This is a genomic window from Pseudomonas sp. B21-051 (assembly GCF_024748795.1).
In the GTDB taxonomy this organism is placed as follows: Bacteria; Pseudomonadota; Gammaproteobacteria; order Pseudomonadales; family Pseudomonadaceae; genus Aquipseudomonas; species Aquipseudomonas putida_A.
In genome coordinates this window covers 5,188,707-5,209,400 of sequence record NZ_CP087166.1, presented here as the reverse complement: position 1 = coordinate 5,209,400, position 20,694 = coordinate 5,188,707, and the positions used below count along the sequence as shown (strand labels likewise).

Below are 20,694 nucleotides of genomic sequence, written 5' to 3'. Positions count from 1 at the left end.
TTCCTGACACAACCGGACGAGCCACGCTGGGGCTTCAATGCGCTATTTGCTGATGTTGCTGTTCTGCTTGCCCCTCCTCGCAAGCGCCGTCGAGTTCGACGAAAATACCCAGAGCCTTCCCCTGGGCCGCTCCTTGCAAGTGTTCGAAGACCCGAGCGGTCAGGCGAACATCGCCGACGTCCGCGCTCAAGCGGCGGCGGGCAATTTCAAACCCCATGACAAAGCCACGCTCAATGCCGGTTACTCGCGCTCGGCATTCTGGCTGAAGATCGACCTGCATTACCGTCCGAACAACCCGGCCGCGCAGCGCACCTGGCTGCTGGAACTGGCGTATCCGCCGCTCGATCATCTCGACCTTTATATGGCCGATGCCAATGGCGACTACCGCCTGATCCGGCAGACCGGCGACGCCTTGCCGTTTGCCAGTCGCGAGATCCGGCAGAACAATTACCTGTTCGACCTGACCTTCGCCCCTGACCAGCAAAAAACCGTGTACCTGCGCCTCGCCAGTGAGGGTTCGATCCAGGCACCGGTGACGTTATGGTCGAGCACCGCGTACCTCGAAGACCAGCCGGTGCGCCTGTATGTGCTGGGGATCATCTATGGCGTGTTGCTGGGGATGCTGGTCTACAACTTGTTCATCTACCTGAGCGTGCGCGACACCAGCTACCTCTATTACATCTTTTACATCGCCTCGTTCGGCCTTTATCAACTGTCGGTCAACGGCGCGGCGGTCGAATATTTCTGGCCGGACAATCCGTGGTGGGCCAACGCCGCCACACCGTTTTTCATCGGCTGTGCCGGGCTGTTCGGCAGCCAGTTCGCCCGCAGTTTCCTGCAGACCAGAACCCACAGCCGCTGGCTCGACTATCTGCTGATCGCCCTGATCGCGTTCGGCGCGCTGGTGGTCGGGCTGTCGCTGATGACCAGTTACGCCTTGTCGCTGCGCCTGGCAACTCTGTTGGCGCTGGTGTTCACCGTGGTGATCTTCGCTGCGGGGATTCTCGCCTGGTGGCGTGGCCTGCGGGTGGCGCGTTATTTCATTATTGCCTGGTCGGCGTTCCTGCTCGGCGGCATCGTCAATACGCTGATGGTGCTGGGCCTGCTGCCGAACGTGTTCCTGACCATGTACGCCAGTCAGATCGGTTCGGCGATCGAAGTCGCGCTGCTGTCGCTGGCGCTGGCCGATCGCATCAACGCCATGCGCGAACAACAGGCGCAAACCCTGTTCGATGCCGGGCAGAAGCTCGAAGTGCTCAACCAGCAACTGGCCCACAGCAACAAGCTCAAGGATGAATTCCTCGCGACCCTGACCCACGAGTTGCGCACGCCGATGAACGGGGTGATCGGTTCGCTGGAACTGATGCAGACCGTCGAGCTGGAGCCTGAACTGGAGCAATACCAGCAAACCGCCGCCGGCTCCGCCCGGGACATGATGCGCATGGTCAACGGCATCCTCACCCTCACCGAACTGCAGGCCGGCAAGCTTAAGGCGACGCCGGGCAGCTTCAGCCTGCGCGCGGTGGTCGAGGCCTTGCGCGTGCAGTTCGACGGCAACGCGGCGAGCAAGTCGCTGGACTTCAAGGTCGAGGTGCTGCCGACCCTGCCGGATCGCTTGCACGGCGACAGCGCAAAACTGGCGCAATGCCTGGAGTGCCTGCTGGACAACGCGATCAAGTTCACCCGGGTCGGTGGTCTGGCGCTGCGGGTGACGGGCAAGCCGGCGGCGGAGAATCGCCTGGCGCTGTCGTTTGCGGTGATCGACACCGGCATCGGTTTCACCGATCTGGGCGAGGCGACGATGTATCAGCGCTTCTTCCAGCTCGACGGCTCGATGACCCGCGAATACGGCGGGCTGGGGGTGGGGCTGGCGATCTGTCGGCAACTGGTGGAACTGCTCGGCGGCAAGCTGACTCACCGCTCCCAGCCTGGCAGCGGCAGCCGTTTTCAACTGGATGTCGAGTTCGAACTGCCGCAGGTCGAAGCGGCGCCAACCCCGCAAGCGCTGCATGAGCGCAGCCGTGCACCGCAGGACTGCACGGTCTTGTTGGTGGACGACAACAGCGTCAATCAACTGGTGATGCGCGGCATGCTGCTCAAACTGGGGTTTCGCGTACGCACTGCGGACAACGGCATGGCGGCGCTGGACTGTCTGCAACGGGAAACCTTCGACGCGGTGCTGATTGATTGCCAGTTGCCCAATCATGAAGGCGCGTCGTTGTGCTGCCAGATTCATGCGTTGCCCGGCTGCGCCAATCTGCCGGTGTTCATGCTGGCGCTGGGCACGGATCGCGAGCACTGCGCGCCGGGTCCGCGCATCGATTACCTGAACAAACCGGTGAAATTCGAAGACCTGCAGACGGCGCTGGAGCGTCGGGTGCTCAGCGCGTAATAGGGTGAAAGCGCCGACAGTTCGGCGCATATGACACTTTGATCAGCCACGGGCCGGTGCTTAACTGGATTCATTGGCTGACCAAAGGAGCCCCGTCATGAACCTGCATCAGTTCGCCGAAACCCACGAAGTCACCAACCAGCCACCGTCGCTGGACGGTGCCAACCTGTACCGCATCGACCTGCCATTGCAGGAGTGGTCGCGCCGCTTTGGCGCCGGGTGGGCCGAGTCGCGGATCGATGCCTACGGTGCGCTGGCCGGCGGGCCGTTGATGGAGGCCGGGTTCCTTGCCAATCAGAACAAACCGGTGTTCGTCAGTCATGACCGCTACGGTCATCGCATCGACTTGGTGGAGTTTCATCCTGCTTATCACGAGCTGATGCGCACCGCGATCGAACATGGCCTGACCTCATCACCCTGGACTCATCCGCAGGATGGCGCGCATGTCGCCCGCGCCTCGATGAGCTATCTGCACAGCCAGGCCGAGGCCGGTAGCGGTTGCCCGTTGACCATGACCTTCGCCAGCGTCCCTGCCATGCGCTTGCAGCCGGATCTGGCCGAACAGTGGCTGCCGAAAATCCTCGCCACCGAATACGACCCGCGCAACGTCGGCATGGCGCACAAGGCCGGCGTGACCATCGGCATGGCGATGACCGAGAAACAGGGCGGCACCGACGTGCGGGCCAATACCACCAAGGCCTATCCGGTCGGCGCCAGTGGCCCGGGCCAGGCCTATGAACTGGTCGGGCACAAGTGGTTCTGCTCGGCGCCTATGTGCGATGCATTCCTGACGCTGGCGCAGACCGACAAGGGCCTGACCTGCTTCCTGCTGCCGCGCCACCGCCCGGACGACACGCGCAATCAGTTCTACATCCAGCGCCTGAAAAACAAACTCGGCAATCAGTCCAACGCTTCCAGCGAAGTTGAATTCCGTGGCGCGCTGGCGTGGATGGTCGGCGAAGAAGGGCGCGGTGTTCCGACCATCATCGAGATGGTGGCGATGACCCGTTTCGATTGCATGGTCGGCTCCAGCTCGCTGATGCGTCAGGCGCTGACTCAGGCCAGCCACCACTGCGCGCATCGCAAGGTCGGCGGCAAATTGCTCAGCGAACAGCCGTTGATGCAGAACGTGCTGGCCGATCTCGCACTGGAAAGCGAGGCCGCACTGGCCCTGAGCCTGCGCATGGGCAAGGCGCTGGATCATCTGGATGACCGCCACGAAGCACAATTCGCCCGTCTGGTGACGGCGGTGGGCAAATACTGGATCTGCAAACGTGCCCCCGGAATGATCAACGAAGCCGCCGAGTGCATGGGCGGTGCCGGTTATGTCGAGGAGAGCATCCTGCCACGGCTGTATCGCGAAGCGCCGGTCAACTCGACGTGGGAAGGCTCGGGGAATGTGCAGTGCCTCGACGTGTTGCGGGCATTGTCGAAGGAGCCGGGTGTGCTCGATGTGTTGTTCAGCGAGTTGGGTGACGGGCACGGCGACAAGCGCCTGGCCGCGCATATCCAGCAGTTGCAGGCGCAGTTCAAGGACACCAGCGACATTCAGTATCGGGCGCGGCAACTCACCGAAGACATCGCGCTCGGTTTGCAGGCCAAGCTATTGCTGGAGGCCGGCAACTCGGCGGTCAGCGATGCGTTCATTGCCAGCCGCTTGAGCGGTGGCGGCCGGGTCTACGGCGCCTTGCCGCGCGGACTGGACGTCGAAGCCATCGTCGCCCGCGCAACCCCGCAGGGTTTCTGATTTCACACAAATCCCCTGTAGGAGCTGCCGCAGGCTCGGGCCGCGATCGGACGATCTTTTGATCCTGATCTTTTTAAAGGCAAGATCAAAAGATCGCAGCCTGCGGCAGCTCCTACAAGGGACCGTGTGTGACCCACAAATTGTGCGGTTGCCAACATGCCACTGTTCCCGTGAGACCACGATGCAGGCAAGATGAAGCTCTGCAAGTCAGAACACAGGAAGCTGATCGTGACCGAAGCGTTTATTGTCGTTCAAACCGCCGAACAAGCCGTGGACCGTCTGGCCGAGCTGCATGAGCGGGCCACCACTGCGCTGAACTCGGCGCTCAAGCGGTATCTCAAGGACCGCGTCGAACCCGACGCCGAACAGCGTGCCCTGTTCCGTTATCCCGAACTGCGTCTGACCTACCTGTGTCAGGGCGAAGTCCCGCAGACCACCCGCGCCTACGCCAAGGTGCAACTGCCGGGCACCTACAGCGTCACCGTCACCCATCCGAAGGCGTTTCGCAAATACCTGCTGGAACAACTGGTGCCGTTGATGCACGACTTCACGGTGACCGTGGAAGTCGGTGTCAGCCAGCAGAATATTCCGTACCCGTACGTGGTCGAGCAGGGCGATGAACTGGCCGGCTCCGGCGTCACCGCTGCGGTGCTGGCGCGGGTGTTCCCGAGTACCGACCTGTCCGCCGCGACCGATGGCATCGCCGACGGTCTCTACGACTGGGAAAACACCGATCCGCTGCCACTGGCGCTGTTCGACGCCGCGCGCGTCGACTTCTCCCTGCGTCGTCTGGTGCACTACACCGGCAGCGACTGGCGCCATGTGCAACCGTGGATTCTGCTGACCAACTATCACCGCTACGTCGACCAGTTCATCGTTCATGGCCTGGAACAACTGCGCAATGACCCGCGTTTCGTGCGCATGGTCCTGCCGGGCAACGTGATCATCGAGAAGGGCATGGACCACGGCGAAGCTTCGGCGATTGCCGCTGGCGTGGTCTGGCACCGCTACCAGATGCCGGCCTATCACCTGATCGCAAACGACGGCCATGGCGTGACCCTGGTCAACATCGGCGTCGGCCCATCGAATGCCAAGAACATCACCGACCATCTGGCGGTGCTGCGTCCGCATTGCTGGCTGATGATCGGTCACTGCGGCGGGCTGCGTCAGTCGCAGACCATCGGCGACTATGTGCTGGCCCATGCCTACATGCGTCGCGACGGGATTCTCGACCGGGTGGTGCCGCCGAACATTCCGATCCCGGCGCTGGCCGAAGTGCAACTGGCGCTGCAGCAAGCCGCGGCCAATATCACCGGCGAGAAGGGCGAGGAGCTGAAAAAGCGCCTGCGTACCGGCACCGTGCTGACTTACGACGACCGTAACTGGGAACTGCGCTGGGCGCAGGAACGTCCGCTGATCAACCTGTCCCGCGCCGTGGCGGTGGACATGGAAAGCGGCACCATCGCCGCCCAGGGTTATCGCCTGCGGGTGCCGTACGGCACGTTGCTGTGCGTTTCGGACAAACCGCTGCACAGTGAAATCAAGCTGCCGGGCTCGGCCAACGCGTTCTATGAGCGTGCGGTCAGTCAGCACTTGAAGATCGGCATCGCGGCGGTGGACCTGCTGCGCACCGAACTCAACTCGCTGCACTCGCGCAAACTGCGCAGCTTCGACGAGCCGCCGTTCCGTTAACGGTTAGTCGTGGTCATTTGGCGGTCGGGGCACTAGCATTGTCAGCCCAGATCGCCAGATGTTGTTTTGCCCATGTCCCGTCCACCGCGTCCTCCTTCCCGCCGTCCCGGTGCGAAGCCATCCTCCTCGGCTCCACGTCGTGTCGCCAAAGCGCCGCCGGCCGAGCCGAAGTTGATCCTGTTCAACAAACCGTTCGATGTGCTGACGCAGTTCAGCGACGAAGGCGGGCGGGCGACGCTCAAGGATTACATTGACGTGCCCGGTATCTATCCGGCCGGACGCCTTGATCGCGACAGCGAAGGTTTGCTGCTGCTGACCAACGACGGCCAGTTGCAGGCGCGGATTGCCGACCCGAAACACAAGTTGCCGAAGACTTACTGGGTGCAGGTCGAGGGCGAGCCGAGTGCTGAACAATTGCAGCGACTGCGCGAGGGCGTCGAGCTGAATGACGGCATGACCCTGCCCGCCGAGGCGCGGCAACTGGACGAGCCGCAACTGTGGCCACGCAATCCGCCGGTACGCTTTCGCAAAAGCGTGCCGACCCGTTGGCTGGAGTTGGTGATTCGTGAAGGGCGCAACCGTCAGGTACGGCGGATGACCGCGGCGGTGGGGCTGCCGACGTTGCGGCTGGTGCGGGTGCAGATTGGCGACTGGACGCTAGAAGGGCTCGATCAGGGCCAGTGGAAAGAAGTGCCGGCGCGGTTATAGAGCGCCGGATTCGATCAGGCCGATCACCACACTCTTGATGATGAACGCGGCCACGCCCAGCCCCAGCACGAAGAACAGAATGAACGAGCCGAAACGCCCGGCCTTGGACTTCTTCGCCAGATCCCAGACGATGAAACCCATGAAAATGATCAGGATGCTGACCAGGCCGGTCATCATCCATTCTTCGAATACTGCTGGATCCATCGGGCATCTCCGGCGCGCGCAGGGCTGAAAGGGCTGGGCGATTATACGCCGAGGGTGGCGGGGGCCGCATTGATCTGCGTCGGTGTGCCGCACTTCTACCACGCGCCCCCCTCCTGTAGGAGCTGCCGAAGGCTGCGATCTTTTGATTCTGCTTTTCAAGAGCAAGATCAAGATCAAAAGATCGCAGCCTTCGGCAGCTCCTACAGGGGAGTGCAAATTAGCTACGTAGGTGAGTCAGCGGCAATTCAGTGCTGTTCAACACCTGGTTCAGCACAAAGCTCGAACGCACGCTGGTCACCCCCTCAATCCGGGTCAGATGCCCCAGCAACAGCTTCTGATAATGATCCATGTCCGGCACCACCACTTTCAACTGATAGTCGGCATCCACACCCGTCACCAGGCTGCACTCCAGCACCTGCGGCAGGGTGCGGATCGCCGCTTCGAAGTTCTCGAAACGCTCCGGGGTGTGCCGGTCCATGCCGATCAGCACGTAGGCCGTCAGGCTCAGGCCGAGCATCTTGCGATCGAGCAGAGCGACCTGGCGCGAAATGTAGCCGTCGTCCTCCAGTTGCTTGACCCGGCGCGAGCAGGGGGAGGGCGACAGACCGATGCGCTCGGCCAGTTCCTGGTTGGAGATGCGGGCGTCGCGCTGCAATTCCGCCAAAATACTCAGGTCGTAACGGTCGAGTTTGCTCATGAGTCAGTCCTTGGTTGTAACTATTGCGGCGGATTATCTATCCAGGGTTAAAAATTGCGCAAGCAGTGTTTATTTGAGCAATCTTCGCAATCCTCTGTCGCGCCTTGCGGCCTATTCTTATCACCAGAATCACTGCTCGGTAACACAGTCCACTGCGGCCCGCCCAATCAGGCCCGCCGCGGCCGCCACCCCCACCGGGGTTGTGCCGGCCCCCGAGCTGCACACTGTCCAGAAGACGGCGTGAGGTGAGCCGACGTCAAAAGCGTCGAGCCAGGACGAAGTTCTCTAAAGGGAGGCCGACGGGTCTCCCTTTTTCTTGTCTGCGATTTTTGTGCCTCGATGCACAGCCTTCCTCAATAAATAAGTTTCGTGACTGATAACCTGTCGCAGAACCCGGTGTGCGTATTCCCGGTCTTAGCTACAAGCCCTCTTAATACCCGCAGTGAGGAAAAGCATGAAGTCGCGCATCTGGCGTCTGGCCGGTGTTGGTTTGCTGTGTGTGAGCGTCGGTGCGCAAGCGCTGGCCGACGAGCCACAGAATCGTGGCCCCGAGAATAACGGGCACGGCGGTGAGCATCAGGGCAATCAGGGCCGTGGCGGCGATCATCAGCCCCGCGGGCAGAACAATCCGCCGCCGCAAAATCAGCCGCGGCCGCAGAGCAACGAAATCATTCGGGGCGACAACAGCCGCCAGTTCGAGCACAACGGCCAGCAGCACAACAATGGCCAGTGGCAGAACCAGAACCGCGCGCCCAATCAGCCTGCACCGGTGCATCAGGCGCCACCGTCGAACAACCTGCCGATCCAGCCACGGCCTGACACCGTGCGCCAGACTCAGGAGCCGCGTCAGGGTTACTACCGTGACGAGCGGCCGCAGAATGGTTACCACAACCAGCAATGGCAAACCGGCAACCGGCCCAACGACAATCGCTGGCCGGGTCGCCCGGACGGGCATGGCAACGGTTGGGGTCCAGGCCCGCAATACCGCCCGGGGCATGTGATCGACCGTTTCCCGGATCGCGAATACCGCGTGCCGTATCGCGGCCAGGATTACTTCTATTCCGGTGGCTACTGGTATCGCCCGCAGGGCCCACGCTACATCGTCGTGCAGCCGCCACGGGGCATTCGTACCCACTATCTGCCGGACTACGCCCGTGAAGTGTGGATCGGCGGTGCGCTGCTGTTCCTCGCTGCCGGTTCCTACTATGCCTATCAGGAAGCCACTCAGGATTACGTCGTGGTCGAGCCACCGGTGCAGCAACCGCCGCAACCGCAGCCACAATCCCAGGGCTATGACGTCGAGGCCTATCCGGCCAACGGTCAATCGCCGGAACAGGTGCAGCAGGACGGTTATCAGTGCTACCAGTACGCCGTGCAGCAGAGCGGTTTCGACCCGCGTACCGCGACCTATCAACCAGCGCCTGAAGTGGTGCAGGCTTACCGTCAGGCTCAGGGTAACTGCCTGAGCAGTCGCGGTTATCAGGTGTCTTACTGAATCCGGGTTTGCGCCCGTTCGGTCTTGACCACTTCCTGCGGGTCGGCGTGCACCAGCACTTCGGCTCGCGGGTAGGCGGCGTGAATCGCATCCGCCGCCTGATCGCTGATGCCGTGGGCCACTGACAGAGTCAGCTCCCCCGGCAACTCCAGATGCAACTGCACGAACCAGTGGTTGCCTGAAATCCGTGTGCGCAAATCATGCGCGCCCAGTACGCCGGGTACGCCGCAGGCCAGTTCGAGCATGTGCTGACTGACGTCCGCCGGCAGCTCTTCATCCATCAGCACCGAAAAACTTTCCCGGGCGATCTGGATCGCACTCCACAAAATGTACCCGGCAATCCCCAGACCGAACCACGCATCGAGTTGATGAAAGCCCATCCCGGCGAGGATCAGCGCTATCAGAATGCTGCCGTTGAGCAGCATGTCCGAACGGTAGTGCAGCGAGTCGGCGCGCACGGCGTTGGAGCCGGTCTGCTTGATCACCCGATGTTGCAGCGTCAGCAAAGCCGCGGTCAGCAGCAGCGAGAACACGATCACGCCGATGCTCAGCCACGGTGCGCCCAGCGGCTCCGGTTGCTTGATGCGTTCATACGCCTGAAACGCAATCAGCACCGCACTGCCACCGATGAACAGCGCCTGCGCCATGCCCGCCAGCGATTCGGCTTTGCCGTGGCCGTAACGGTGATCGTCATCGGCCGGGCGCAATGCGTAATGCACCGCCAGCAGATTGAGCAGCGAAGTGACGCCATCCAGCGCCGAGTCGGTGAGGCCGGCGAGCATGCTCACCGAACCGCTCAGCCACCAGGCGATGGCCTTGGCGATGATCAGCGTGCAGGCCACCGCCACCGAGGCGCGGGTCGCCAGCCGCAGCAGGCGGGCGTGTTCGGGGCTGGTGGTCATGTGATTTCCTTATGCGGCGGGTTGCAGGCCGAACATCGCCAGTTGTTGCGTGGTGCCCTTGTGCTGGATCAGGCGTGGATCGTCCAGCGGCAGGTTGCGGCCCAGTTCTGTTTCGAGAATAGCCTGCAACTTGAGGTTATCGACCTGACCATCCGGGCCGACCGCTTGTTTGAGTTTGGCCGGATCGACCTGCGCGGTGTGGCCGGGTTCGAAATAGATCGCGCCAGTGGTGAAGTCGACCGCGAACGCGATCAGTCCTGGAATCACATAGAACAGCAGGCCCACGGCATCGAGCACGGCAATCGCCGGGTCGATCTTGCCGTCGATCTGACCGCGACGATCCGGATAGAAAATCGAACCGCAGGCCGTGAGTTGAGTGAGCAGGGTGGCGACCAGTACACCGCCGATCAGGCGAGAAGGTATGCGCATGGAAAATCTCCTGAGTCATCTATTAACGAAGCTTCGTCTTGTGAAGTTAAGACCCTGACGAACACCTCGCAGTTCGCCGTTATACTCGCGGCTCTGTTTGGGAGCCAGCATGATTTCTTTGCCGATCGATGAAGTTTTACCCGCCCTGCGTGAAGCCTTGGCAACGCGCCACGAAGCCGTGCTCGAAGCACCGCCCGGCGCCGGTAAAACCACCCGCGTGCCTCTGGCCTTGCTTGATGAGGCGTGGCTGGCCGGGCAGACCATTCTGATGCTCGAACCACGGCGTCTCGCCGCGCGCGCAGCCGCAGAACGTCTGGCCAGTGAACTGGGCGAGAAGGTCGGTGAAACCGTCGGCTATCGCATCCGCCTCGACAGCAAGGTCGGGCCCAACACCCGTATCGAAGTGGTCACCGAGGGGATTCTCACCCGGCGTCTGCAGGATGATCCGTCGCTGGAAGGCGTCGGTCTGCTGATCTTCGACGAATTTCACGAACGCAGTCTTGATGCCGATCTGGCCTTGGCTCTGAGTTTGAACGGTCGTGAACTGTTCCGAGCTGAACAGCCGCTGAAGATTTTGCTGATGTCGGCAACGCTGGAAGGCGAGCGGCTGGCCGGGTTGCTGGATAACGCGCCGATCCTGCGCAGCGAAGGGCGCATGTACCCGGTGACGATGCGCTGGGGCCGGCCGTTCCAACCCGGCGAATACATCGACCAGCGCGTGACCCAGACCGTCCTTGAAGCGCTGCACGATGAAACCGGCAGCTTGCTGGTGTTCCTTCCGGGGCAGGCGGAAATCCGTCGCGTGCATCAGCAACTGAGTGATGCCATCGGCGAGCGTAAAGACGTATTGCTCTGCCCGTTGCACGGCGAACTGGACCTCAACGCCCAGCGCGCCGCCATCGACCCGGCGCCGACCGGCCAACGCAAAGTGGTACTGGCGACCAACATCGCCGAGACCAGCCTGACCATCAACGGCGTGCGCGTGGTGATCGACGCCGGGCTGGCGCGAGTGCCGCGTTTCGACCCCGGCAGCGGCATGACCCGTCTCGATACTCAGCGTATTTCCAGGGCCAGCGCCACCCAGCGTGCGGGCCGGGCCGGACGTCTGGAGCCGGGGGTGTGTTATCGCTTGTGGTCGCAGGATCAGCACGAGCAACTCGCCGCTTACGGCAGCGCCGAAATTCTGTCGGCGGATCTGGCGAGCCTGGCGCTGCAACTCGGACGCTGGGGCGTGACCCCGGGCGAACTGGTCTGGCTCGATGTGCCGCCGGCAGCGGCTTATGCACAGGCGCAGGACTTGTTGCAGCGCCTGGGCGCACTCGAAGGCGAGGCGCTGACGTCCCACGGTCAGGCCATGGCCGAACTGCCTGCGCATCCGCGCATCGCCCATCTGTTGCTGCGCGGTCAGGCGCTGGGGCTGGCGAACATGGCGTGCGACGTCGCGGCACTGCTCGGCGAGCGCGATATTTTGCGCGGTGCCGGTGCCGATCTGCACAGCCGCCTGGTGCTGCTCTCTGGCGAGGAGCGCGCATCGCGCGGTGCTCAGGGCGGCGTGCAACGCGCCCGGCAACTGGCGCGGCAATATCGCGGTTACCTGCGTGGCAAGGTGAGTGCGCCGGTCAGCGAACCCGATCATCCGCGCTGGCTCGGTGCGCTGCTGGCGCTGGCTTACCCGGATCGTGTCGCCCAACAGCGGCGTGCCGGTGGCGCCGAATACCGTCTGGCCAATGGACGCGCTGCGCTGTTCGCCGAAGCCGACAGCCTGATGAAGGAGGCGTGGATTGTGATTGCTGATCTCGGCAGTCGTCAGGGCCAGCGTGAAGAACGGATTTACCTGGCAGCGGATTTCGATCCGGCGCTGTTCGATTCGGTACTCGCCGAGCAGGTGCATAACGTCGATCTACTGGACTGGGACGAACGCGAAGGCGTGCTGCGCGCCGAGCGTCAGCGCAAGGTCGGCGAGTTGATCCTCAGCCGCGAACCGTTGACCGGTCTCGACGAAGCGGCGCGCAGTCAGGCGCTGGTCAATCTGGTGCGGCGCAAGGGGCTGGAGTTGTTGCCGTGGACGCCGGAACTGCGCCAGTGGCAGGCGCGGGTTGCCCTGTTGCGGCAATTGGATCTGGCCACGCAGGATGACAGTCAGTGGCCGGATGTCAGCGACGCAACGTTGCTGAAAACCCTCGAGCATTGGTTAATGCCTTACTTGGGCAAGGTCTCGCGGCTCAGCCATTTCGCCAATCTGGACCTGTCGAGCATCGTTCGCAATCTGCTGCCGTGGCCGCTGCCGCAGAAACTTGATGAGCTGGCGCCGCATCACATCAGTGTGCCGTCAGGTTCATCGATTCGTCTGGATTACAGCGAGTCTCCGCCGATTCTCGCGGTGCGTCTGCAGGAGTTGTTCGGCCTCGCCGAGACGCCGCGAATTGCCGGCGGCCGGCAGGTCGTGATGTTGCACTTGCTGTCGCCTGCTCGGCGTCCGGTACAGGTGACACAGGACCTGGCCAACTTCTGGCGCAGCACCTATGCCGAGGTGAAGAAGGATTTGAAGGGGCGATATCCGAAGCATTATTGGCCGGATGATCCGTTGGTGGCCGAGGCCACGGCGCGGGCCAAGCCGCGCGGTACCTGAAAATCAAAAGATCGCAGCCTGCGGCAACTCCTATAGTTTTTGTGCCACGACGGACCCCTGTAGGAGCTGCCGCAGGCTGCGATCTTTTGCTTCTAAAAACGTGCCTTGCCCGTCAGTTGTTCCCGGCAATAATCGGCGAACAACTGCGCCGGTTTGGTCAGTTGCCCACGTTTGAGCCACGCCGCCACCAGCCCTGAACCGGTGACCTCTTCGGCAATGTCGACGCACACCACTTTCTTGCCGTCATAGGTGCATTCCGAATGGGGCCGGGTCACCAGGATCGAGAAACCGAAACCCTGACCGACCATGCCGCGCACCATCTCGATCGATGGCGAGCTGAATTCGATGCGCGGGGTCAGGCCCAGTTCTTCGAACAGGCTGACGAAGTAGGTCCGGCTTGGCTGCACATCGAGCAGAATCATCGGTTCCAGACAAAGATCGCGCAGCGATACTTGCTTGTACTCGGCGAAGCGATGATCGGCCGGCAGTAGCGCATACGGCCGTTGCGCCGGCATCAGCGGTTCGGTCTGAATGGTGGCATCGAGTTCGTGTTCGTAGAGGATCACCAGATCGAACGTACCCGAGGTCAGGCCTTGCACCAGTTCCTGCTGCTCGCCGTCGCGAATGCGGATTTTCACTCCTGGATACAACGCGGAAAACCCGGCGATCAATTGCGGCAGGTACAGCGGGGCGACGGTTTCGAAGCAGCCGATGTCGATCTGCCCGGCGACGATGTCGTTGTCGGCGAGGGCGTTCTGCTCGAACTCCCGGGCCATGCGCAACAGCTCCTGCGCCTTGCGGAAAAACCGTGCGCCGCTCGGCGTCAGGGACACGCCCTGGGCGTGATGGCGGATCAGCAGTTGCACGGCGAAGCTGTCTTCCAGACCTTTGATCGCCGTAGAGATCGCCGGTTGCGCGATGTACAGCTTGCGCGAGGCTTCGGCAACGCTGCCGCATTCGACGGTGGTGATGAAGTATTTCAGTTGACGCAAATTGTAGGCGGCCACGGCAAACCTCAGGACGAGCGGACTCGACTTCCAAGCAATTTGTGCGCCGCCGCGTCCGCTGCGCGACGATGTTTTTGTCCTTGAACAGTAGTCACCCACAGCGGTTTTGGGGAAATCGATTGAGCAGTTTTTTCATTGTCTGCGAAGACATTTTTACTAATTTTCGCCCGTCCGGGCCTGCGCCACCATCGACTGCACAATAACGTCCAAGGAGCATTCGACGTGTTCGAACTTGCAGAGTGGCAGCGCCAGGCCGTTGCCTTGAAATTTCCCGATCAAGCCGTGATCAACGGCCAGCATTGCGCTGCGCAATCGGGGCAGACCTTCGCCGCGATCAATCCTGCCACCGGCCGGTTGCTGGCCCATGTCGCCGCGTGTGGCGAGGCGGATGTGGACGCGGCGGTGCGCAACGCGCGACAAGTATTCGAGGCCGGCACCTGGGCACAACGCCCGCCCGCCGAGCGCAAACAGGTGCTGCTGCGTCTGGCCGATCTGCTGATGGACCATCGCGAAGAACTGGCCCTGCTCGATTCGCTGAACATGGGCAAACCGGTGATGGACGCTTACAACATCGACGTGCCGGGTGCTGCCGGGGTGTTTCGCTGGTACGCCGAAAGCATCGACAAACTCTACGACCAGATCGCCCCCGGCGCCGCCAATGTGCTGGCGACCATCACCCGTGAAGCACTGGGCGTGGTGGCTGCCGTGGTGCCGTGGAATTTTCCGTTGGACATGGCCGCGTGGAAGCTCGCGCCAGCGCTGGCGGCGGGTAACTCAGTGATCCTCAAACCGGCCGAACAATCACCGTTTTCCGCGTTGCGTCTGGCCGAACTGGCGCTGGAAGCCGGGTTACCGGCGGGTGTGCTCAACGTGTTGCCGGGGCTGGGTGAACAGACCGGCAAAGCCTTGGGCCTGCACGCGGATGTCGATTGCCTGGTGTTCACCGGCTCGACGCAGGTCGGCAAATATTTCATGCAGTACTCGGCGCAATCCAACCTCAAACAGGTGTGGCTGGAGTGCGGCGGCAAGAGTGCCAATCTGGTGTTCGCTGACTGTCGCGATCTGGATCTGGCGGCGGAAAAAGCCGCGTTCGGGATCTTCTTCAATCAGGGCGAAGTGTGCTCGGCCAACTCGCGGTTGCTGGTCGAACGTTCGATTCACGATGAGTTTGTCGGACGTTTGAAAGCCCAGGCCGAGCGCTGGCTGCCGGGGGATCCGCTCGACCCGCAGAGTCGTGCCGGGGCGATCGTCGATCACCGGCAGACGGCGAGCATCATGCGCGCCATTCGCGGTGCCGAGCAGGCGGGTGCGAGCCTTGTGTGTGGTGGTGAGCAACGGCGCTTCAATGGCTCGGACAACTTCATCGAACCGACGATCTTTACCGGCGTCAGCGCCGACATGGCGCTGTTTCGCGAAGAGGTGTTCGGCCCGGTACTGGCGGTGGTGCCGTTCGATGATGAAGACGAAGCCGTGCGTCTTGCCAACGACAGTGTCTACGGGCTGGCGGCGTCGCTGTGGACCGATGACCTGCATCGTGCGCACCGCGTGGCGCGACGGCTGCGCGCCGGTACGGTGTCGGTCAATACCGTCGATGCGCTGGACGTGACCGTGCCGTTCGGCGGCGGCAGGCAATCGGGCTTCGGTCGCGACCTGTCGCTGCACTCGTTCGACAAATACACCCAGCTGAAAACCACTTGGTTTCAGTTGCGCTGATTGGTTGATTCAAAAGCAAAGATCGCAGCCTTCGGCAGCTCCTACACAGGGCGACACTGAACCCTGTAGGAGCTGCCGAAGGCTGCGATCTTTTGCTTTCAAAACTGTGCACCATCTCCGCTCAGGTCGCGCTTTTACGGTGCGCCCTAAGCAGCTTTTTCATCATTTGCTGCCAACAATTTCCTGATTTTCCTCGGCCCGCACATGGGCCACCATCGATCTTGCCAGCCCGGTGTTTCGCGCCAGAGTCCAGCAGAGACCGCAGCCTGAATTCACATCATCGCGGCCGGCCGTACTGCCCATGACAAAACTAAATCAACAGCGTCGGGAGTGCTCCATGATCAAGTCCTTGTGTATTCGTCTCACCCATCCTCTGGCAATCACCGCCCTGGCCGCCACGGTCGCGACCAGCGCGCAGGCCGGCACCTTGTCCATCGGCCATACCACCTGGGTCGGCTATGGCACGCTGTATCTGGCTCAGGATCTGGGCTACTTCAAGGAAAACGGCCTGACCGTCGAATTGCCGGTGGTCGAAGAAGCTTCGATGTACATGGCCGCACAGGCGTCCGGACAGCTTTCCGGCTCGGCGTCGACCATCGACGAAGTGCTCAAGTACCGTCCACAGTTCTGCTTCAAGGCTGTGGCGGCACTGGATGACAGCCATGGCGGCGACGGCGTGCTGGTGGGCAAGGACGTGAAGTCGTTGCAGGAGCTCAAGGGCCAGGCGGTGGCCGTCAACGAAGGTTCGACCTCGCAGTTCTGGCTGTCGTACTTGCTGAAAAAGAACGGCATGAAAATGAGCGACATCACCGTGCAGAACATGACTGCCGACGATGCCGCCACCGCGTTCATCGCCGGTCGGGTGCCAGCCGCCGTGACTTGGGAGCCGCATTTGTCGATGGTCCGCGACAAACAGCAGGGCAAGGTGCTGATCGACAGTAGCAGCACGCCCGGCGTGATCGTCGATGTGGTGGCGCTCAACTGCAGCGTCATCGAAAAACAGCCGCAGGACGTCAAGGCGCTGGTCGCCGGTCTCTACAAAGCGGTCAAGTACACCCAGGAACACCCGGACGAGGCCTACGCGATCATGGCCAAAGGCGTTGGCGGTTATCTCTCCGATCCGAAGGAACTGGCCGCTGCCGCCAAGGGCGTGCGCTTCTACGATCAGGCCATGAGCGAAAAACTCCTTGGCTCGCCGGGCAAACCGGGTGACAGCGCCGCACTGATCAGACTCGCCAACGAAACCGCCAGCGAGCTGCAAGGCAAACCCTACAACGTCAGCCACGACGAGCTGGTCGACAACCGTTTCGTCAGCCCGCTCTAGGAGGTCTGCATGTTCAAGCGCAAATCATGGCTGAGCCGCTGCTTGACGCCCAAGACCGGTTTGCCGGTGCCAGTGGTGTGGAGCGCCAGCGGTCTGGCCTGGGTGCTGCTGGTCGGCCTGTGGGCCGGGTTGTCTTACGGCGGCATCGTCCCGGGAATGTTTTTGCCGACGCCCGGCGCGGTGCTCGAAGCGGCGGTGCGCCTGAGCCGCGACGGCACCCTCGGCACGCATGTATGGGCCAGTGTCGAAGTGGTGATGGTCGGCTTCATCGTCTCGTCGCTGGTGGCGGTGCCGCTGGGGTTGTTGATGGGCAGCTTTCGCATCGTCCAGGCATTCCTCGAACCGCTGGTCAACTTCATCCGCTACCTGCCGGTGACCTCGTTCGTGCCGCTGTTCATTTTGTGGATCGGCATCGGTCTGGAGCAGCGGGTGTCGGTGATTATCTTCGGCGTGTTCTTCCAGCAACTGGTGATGATTGCTGACGTGTCCAAGGGCATTTCCAAGGACCTGATCAACGCTTCTTACACCCTCGGCTCGAACCGCCGCGATGCGGTGCTGCATGTGATCGCCCCGGCCTCGGTGCCCGGCGTGCTCGACACCTTGCGCGTGACCATGGGCTGGGCCTGGACTTATCTGGTGGTGGCCGAACTGGTCGCGGCGTCGAGCGGCCTCGGTTACCTGAGCCTGAAAGCCATGCGCGGTTTTCAGGTTGACGTGATTTTCCTCGCCATCGCGATCATCGGCCTGCTGGGTCTGGTCACCGATCAACTGTTCCGCTTTCTCCGCTTGAGGGTTGCCGCATGGGCTCAGTAACTGCCGCCAATCATCGCATCATCGAACCGCGGGCAGCAGCGCCGCAAGCCGCGCCGCGCCTGCAGGTGGACAAGGTCAGCCTGCGCTACAAGAAGCCCGATGGCGGTACGTTCACTGCGCTGGAACAGGTGTCGTTCGAGGTGCCGGATCAGCAGTTCGCGGTACTCGTCGGGCCGTCGGGTTGCGGCAAATCAAGTCTGTTGTACCTGACCGCTGGCCTCGCCGAGCCGACCTCTGGCGAGATCTACGTCGGCGGTCAGCAAGTGCAAGGCCCCGGTGCTGATCGCGGCATGGTGTTCCAGAGCTACACGCTGTTTCCGTGGCTGACGGTGCGGCAGAACGTCGAGTTCGGCCTCAAGCGGCGAGGCATGCCGGCGGCGCGGCGCAAGGAAATTGTCGATTACTACGTCAATGAGGTCGGCCTCAGTGGCTTCGCCGACAGCTACGCCAAGCAACTGTCGGGCGGGATGATGCAGCGCGTGGCGATTGCCCGGGCGCTGGCCAATGATCCGCAGATCCTGCTGATGGACGAACCGTTCGGCGCGCTCGACAGCCAGACCCGTTTGCAGATGCAACAGTTGCTGCTGCGGGTCTGGGGCAACAGCAAGAAGACCGTGTTGTTCGTCACCCACGATATCGACGAGGCGATTCTGCTTGGCGACCGGGTCTATGTGATGGGCGCCAAACCGGGGCGGATCAAGCAGATCCTCGACGTGCCGATCGAACGCCCGCGCTCACTGGACATGGTCATGGAGCGTTCGTTTATCGACATGAAACGCGAGATCTTCGGCTTGCTGCATGATGATCTCGAGGAAGTGCACTGATCACATGAGTCCCCTGTAGGAGCTGCCGCAGGCTGCGATCTTTTGATCTTGTTCTTAAAAAGTCAAAAGATCGCAGCCTGCGGCAGCTCCTACAGGGACAATTGCTGATCAGGGGGTGGCGGGCAGCAGGAACCGCGCAATCACCGGCAAGTGATCGGAAATGCGCAACGTATCGTCCTGACGCACCCGCGCCTCGACCCGTTTGATTTTCGGGCTGTAGAACAGGTAGTCGACCGTGCGATCCGGGCCATTGAGGCCGGGGCCATTGAGGCCGGGGTCGTTGGGATAGTGGGTCAGCCAGTGAGCGCGATCGATGCCGCTGGCTTCGTTGTTGGTCGGGATCATCGGGTACTTGTCCCACAACAGATGCAGGGCGCTGTCGATGGAGTAGGGCGTGCGCTGCTCGGCGGGCAGACGCTGATACTGGCCCAGCGGCAACAGATTGAAGTCACCGCCGATCAACCACGGCAGGCCCTGACTTTCGTACTTGTCGAGCACCTTGGCCACCGCCGTCACTTGCGCCTGCAAGGTCTCGTCCGGTTGGCTGGCGCGATCCAGATGGGTGTTGAACACCGTCAGTTGCCCGCCGTCGCTCAACGGTAGCTTGGTGGCGAGCAGGGCATCCTTGGGTTCGAACTGGCGCGAGATGAAATTCGCCGGCGGCACCGGCAATTGCAGGCGTTCGGCGTGTTCGATGCGATAACGGCTGAGGGTCGCCAGTTGCCGGCCAACGCTGCCGAAGATGCGCGGATCGGGAACAAAATCGGCCTTCCAGTCGAAGGCGTGAGCGCTGCACGGATAGAGGTCGGTGACCCGTTCCTGCAGCAGCTTGAGCTGGTTCTGGTAATCACTGGCCTTGGCGCCGTCATCCAGTTCCTGCAGCAGCACCACGTCGGGTTGTTCGTCGCGGATCACCCGCGCCACTTCGTCGAGACTGAAGGCCATGTCTTCCGGGGACGGCGCTTCATCGGAGCCTTGGGCGAGATCGTTCCAGAACACGTAGCGCTTGCCCGCGAGGTACTGCACGTTCCAGGTCATGACTTTCAGCGCTTGCCCGGGTACCAGGGTCGGCGGCGTACCGCTGCAGGTAACGGGCAGGGTTTCTCGCGCGCCGGGGCGCCAGGTCAGGCTATAGAGCAGCCCGCCGAACAGGGCGACGGCGAGCACAATCAGCAACAGGGTGTAGCGCAGCAGACGGGGCATGGCTCGGCTTATCGCGTTACAAAAGTGGCTCCGAGCATACCTGACCGCAGAGCCTTGGCCCAAGGGCCGCGAAGTCAGACCGCTCCGTTACGTTTGTCAGGCAATTCGCTGATCAGCATGAACAGGCGGAACAGCACCACGCTGGTGAACAGCTGCAGGAAACTGTGCGCGCTGTCGATCATTACCGCGATCAGCGGATTCTGCGGGTCGGGGTACGCCGCCAGGGTCGCGCCCTTGAGCAGCCACAACGGCCCCATCACACACAGAATGCACAGCAGGATCCGCCAGAAATGCCCACGGGTCAGGCGCAGACTTTCCTTCATCGCCTGCAACGGCCCCATGCCGCGCAACACCAGCAGGTATTCAGCGAATGCGAGCATGACCATCAGCATCAGGCCCGGCAGGAAATACAGCGACAGCCCCAGCAGAATCAGCAAGGTATTGAGCGCGGTGAGCAGGGCGAAGCGCGGCCACAGGCGCGCGGACATCGCCAGCAGATCGAGATTGCGCGGAGCTTCGCCACGGGTGCGAGCATCGAGGAACAGGATCAGCGCGGCGGTGTACAGCGGATACACCAGCAGACCGACGACCACGCTGGCGGCGGAGAAACTGTCCGGGTCGGTGACGTGGTCCACCACTTGCTGCAACGCCGCCTCGAAGATCACCAGCGGCAGGCACAACTGCACGATGCTGGCCAGATGGCGTTTGAAAAAATACAGAGAGTCGCGCAGTACATCGAAGGCATTCATCAGTCGGTATCGCAGGTCGAAAACAGTGGCTCACTTTAACCGATGATGAGCGGGCCGACACAAACGTAAACATTCGGTAAAGGTCGTTGAAACATCCTGTCACTGCCTCCATTACAGAGGTGCGCCATGTCCACCGTGGACACGGGCAACGTTATCCCCGGCAATC

17 protein-coding genes are annotated in these 20,694 nt (G+C 62.0%); 10 read left to right on the top strand and 7 right to left on the bottom strand.

All coding sequences use genetic code 11. The annotated features are described in order from the left end of the window. Positions 1-37: 37 nt before the first annotated feature. The 4 genes from LOY52_RS23430 (at position 38) to LOY52_RS23415 (ending at position 6,539) form a co-directional block, all read left to right on the top strand. A complete protein-coding gene (locus LOY52_RS23430; protein WP_258676229.1) occupies positions 38-2,392 on the top strand; it encodes a hybrid sensor histidine kinase/response regulator in 2,355 nt (784 codons plus the stop codon). A gap of 97 nt (positions 2,393-2,489) precedes the next feature. Then, positions 2,490-4,139, top strand: coding sequence for an acyl-CoA dehydrogenase family protein (locus LOY52_RS23425; RefSeq protein WP_258676222.1), 1,650 nt, complete (start codon positions 2,490-2,492; stop codon positions 4,137-4,139). Positions 4,140-4,331: 192 nt separating this feature from the next. Further along, positions 4,332-5,831 (top strand): AMP nucleosidase, encoded by a 1,500-nt coding sequence (amn, locus tag LOY52_RS23420; RefSeq protein WP_167734182.1) that lies wholly within the window; start codon positions 4,332-4,334, stop codon positions 5,829-5,831. 72 nt (positions 5,832-5,903) lie between these two features. Continuing rightward, positions 5,904-6,539, top strand: a complete 636-nt coding sequence (locus tag LOY52_RS23415; RefSeq protein ID WP_258676216.1) for a pseudouridine synthase — start codon at positions 5,904-5,906, stop codon at positions 6,537-6,539. Here LOY52_RS23415 and LOY52_RS23410 read toward each other — a convergent pair. Then, the gene (locus LOY52_RS23410; protein ID WP_003228500.1) at positions 6,534-6,743 is read right to left on the bottom strand and encodes a DUF2788 domain-containing protein; all 210 of its coding nucleotides are present in this window, start codon (positions 6,741-6,743) and stop codon (positions 6,534-6,536) included. The genes LOY52_RS23415 and LOY52_RS23410 overlap by 6 nt on opposite strands. A 217-nt stretch (positions 6,744-6,960) precedes the next feature. Then, entirely contained in the window at positions 6,961-7,440 is a 480-nt protein-coding gene (locus LOY52_RS23405; RefSeq protein ID WP_007909658.1) for an Lrp/AsnC family transcriptional regulator, read from the bottom strand. A 454-nt stretch (positions 7,441-7,894) separates the two neighbouring features. Between LOY52_RS23405 and LOY52_RS23400 the strand changes: the two genes are divergently transcribed. Further along, complete coding sequence (locus tag LOY52_RS23400; protein ID WP_258676214.1) at positions 7,895-8,935, top strand: DUF6515 family protein; 1,041 nt, start codon at positions 7,895-7,897, stop codon at positions 8,933-8,935. On the opposite strand, the gene LOY52_RS23395 is transcribed toward LOY52_RS23400, so the two are convergent. Both LOY52_RS23395 and LOY52_RS23390 read right to left on the bottom strand, forming a co-directional pair. Next, on the bottom strand, positions 8,929-9,837 hold the full coding sequence (locus tag LOY52_RS23395; RefSeq protein WP_134787396.1) for a cation diffusion facilitator family transporter: 909 nt from the start codon (positions 9,835-9,837) through the stop codon (positions 8,929-8,931). The two genes, LOY52_RS23400 and LOY52_RS23395, sit on opposite strands and share 7 nt — an antisense overlap. 9 nt (positions 9,838-9,846) lie before the next feature. Beyond that, positions 9,847-10,266, bottom strand: a complete 420-nt coding sequence (locus tag LOY52_RS23390) for a polyribonucleotide nucleotidyltransferase (RefSeq protein ID WP_258676211.1) — start codon at positions 10,264-10,266, stop codon at positions 9,847-9,849. Positions 10,267-10,375: 109 nt separating this feature from the next. Between LOY52_RS23390 and hrpB the strand changes: the two genes are divergently transcribed. Next, positions 10,376-12,895: an ATP-dependent helicase HrpB gene (gene hrpB / locus LOY52_RS23385; protein WP_258676202.1), complete on the top strand. Its 2,520-nt coding sequence runs from the start codon at positions 10,376-10,378 to the stop codon at positions 12,893-12,895. Between the two features lie 92 nt (positions 12,896-12,987). Here the strand turns inward: hrpB and LOY52_RS23380 are convergent, their stop codons facing one another. Further along, complete coding sequence (locus LOY52_RS23380) at positions 12,988-13,902, bottom strand: LysR family transcriptional regulator (RefSeq protein ID WP_258676200.1); 915 nt, start codon at positions 13,900-13,902, stop codon at positions 12,988-12,990. A 222-nt stretch (positions 13,903-14,124) separates the two neighbouring features. On the opposite strand from LOY52_RS23380, the gene LOY52_RS23375 reads away from it, so the two are divergent. The 4 genes from LOY52_RS23375 (at position 14,125) to LOY52_RS23360 (ending at position 18,576) form a co-directional block, all read left to right on the top strand. Then, complete coding sequence (locus LOY52_RS23375; RefSeq protein WP_258676197.1) at positions 14,125-15,615, top strand: aldehyde dehydrogenase; 1,491 nt, start codon at positions 14,125-14,127, stop codon at positions 15,613-15,615. A 337-nt stretch (positions 15,616-15,952) separates the two neighbouring features. Continuing rightward, on the top strand, positions 15,953-16,939 hold the full coding sequence (locus LOY52_RS23370; protein ID WP_258676184.1) for an ABC transporter substrate-binding protein: 987 nt from the start codon (positions 15,953-15,955) through the stop codon (positions 16,937-16,939). Between the two features lie 9 nt (positions 16,940-16,948). Beyond that, positions 16,949-17,752, top strand: a complete 804-nt coding sequence (locus LOY52_RS23365; protein ID WP_047602568.1) for an ABC transporter permease — start codon at positions 16,949-16,951, stop codon at positions 17,750-17,752. Continuing rightward, positions 17,740-18,576, top strand: a complete 837-nt coding sequence (locus tag LOY52_RS23360) for an ABC transporter ATP-binding protein (RefSeq protein WP_258676172.1) — start codon at positions 17,740-17,742, stop codon at positions 18,574-18,576. Before LOY52_RS23365 ends, LOY52_RS23360 begins: the two co-directional genes overlap by 13 nt. A gap of 108 nt (positions 18,577-18,684) precedes the next feature. Here the strand turns inward: LOY52_RS23360 and LOY52_RS23355 are convergent, their stop codons facing one another. After that, positions 18,685-19,779: an endonuclease/exonuclease/phosphatase family protein gene (locus tag LOY52_RS23355; RefSeq protein ID WP_258676170.1), complete on the bottom strand. Its 1,095-nt coding sequence runs from the start codon at positions 19,777-19,779 to the stop codon at positions 18,685-18,687. Positions 19,780-19,853: 74 nt separating this feature from the next. After that, entirely contained in the window at positions 19,854-20,528 is a 675-nt protein-coding gene (locus LOY52_RS23350; RefSeq protein WP_225136404.1) for a YciC family protein, read from the bottom strand. Positions 20,529-20,694 lie beyond the last annotated feature (166 nt).